Origin of the sequence: Roseomonas acroporae, from assembly GCF_023223525.1 — a bacterium.
GTDB classification, from domain to species: domain Bacteria; phylum Pseudomonadota; class Alphaproteobacteria; order Acetobacterales; family Acetobacteraceae; genus Roseomonas_E; species Roseomonas_E acroporae.
Genome location: NZ_JALPRX010000229.1, coordinates 1 through 1,251 on the forward strand (window position 1 = coordinate 1; position 1,251 = coordinate 1,251).

Genomic DNA, 1,251 nt, shown 5'->3' on the forward strand with positions numbered 1-1,251 from the left:
CGAAGCGCAGCACGAACTCGGCCTTGAAGTCGTCGCGGCCGACGATGCCGGCCAGGATCGGGTCGAGGGCCAGGATGAGCAGGGCGTTGGAAAGGGCCGGCAGGACGCGCCGGTTGTCGTCCCGCATCAGCTCGAGGTGAAGGCGGGCGGTGTCGTCCAGCCGCGCCAGGTTCACGGCGGCGTCGATCCGCTCTGGAATGGGGCGCTGGTGGTTCATGCGAACCGCGCCTCGACCGGCCGGGCGGCGCCGGCGGTCAGGCCTGACCGGATGGTGTCCCGCGCCTCGAGGTCCTCGAGCCCAGCGTGGCGCGCTGCGGCGTAGAGGGCGCCGACCGCCTCATGCTCGCCCAGCAGACCGGCGCCGAGCCAGCGGCCGACCGCGAAGGCCTGCTTGTTGAGGGTGGCGTTGCGGGTGCCGGACACGGCGCCCACCACCTCGACGCAGGCGCGGTCGAGGCGGCGCATCGCCTTGTCGGTGGTGGGCAGCATGGGGCGCGGCGGCAGCTTGGGCTCTGGCGGTGGCGCGCAGGCCTCGAGCAACCACTTCGGGGCCGGCGGCGCAGCCATTTCCCAAGGGGCGATGGCCCACTTGTAGGGCTTGCCGGTGTGGCGATGGATGCTGGGCGCGATGGTCTGCACCACGCGATGGCTGCGCACGTCCAGGCCCGCGACGGGCCAACCGGTGCGGCTCCGGGTGGGGGCGTCGTCAGTCCAGCGGAAGACCAGGGCGTAGCCGCCGCTGCCGCTGCGGCCGGTTGGCCGATCGGGCAGGGGGCCGTGCTGCTCGATCAGGCGCCGAAGCGCGGCGATGCCATCGGCCGCGTGCCCAGCCGATGGCACGTCCACATCCAGCACCCACATGCGCGACGCCGGGCCGGTCTCGACGCACCAGTTGGCGTGGGGGTACTCGCGCTGCCACCGCTCGAGCGTATCGAGGTCGTGGGTGGCATCGTCGCGGTAGCCACGCCAGTAGCCCTTCCGGGTTTTGGGCGTCTGCGGCACGAGGCGCCAGCCGATGAGGGCGAGCCGCTCGAGATCGGGGTGGAGGCTCACCGGCGCTGCCTCCGCACCGGCTGGATGGTTGCGGTGCCGTTGGCACTTGGCGTACCCTGTCGGGAGCCGTCCATGGGGCTGATCTCTCCATGCTCGGATAGGCGCCCGATCCCCCTGCCAGGGGCTCGGGCGCTGTTCGTTTGGGGACTGCGCGGCATCACTGGCGGGGCTCCACCAGCCTGCCGTACAGCCGGTGGA

Annotated in this window: 2 protein-coding genes; both read right to left on the reverse strand. The window is 72.4% G+C overall.

What is annotated here, in order from left to right:
* A partial coding sequence (locus M0638_RS28165; protein ID WP_248670273.1) for a hypothetical protein occupies positions 1 to 217 on the reverse strand: 217 nt, incomplete at its 3' end.
* A complete protein-coding gene (locus tag M0638_RS28170; RefSeq protein ID WP_248670274.1) occupies positions 214 to 1,053 on the reverse strand; it encodes a bifunctional DNA primase/polymerase in 840 nt (279 codons plus the stop codon). The genes M0638_RS28170 and M0638_RS28165, both read right to left, overlap by 4 nt.
* Positions 1,054 to 1,251 lie beyond the last annotated feature (198 nt).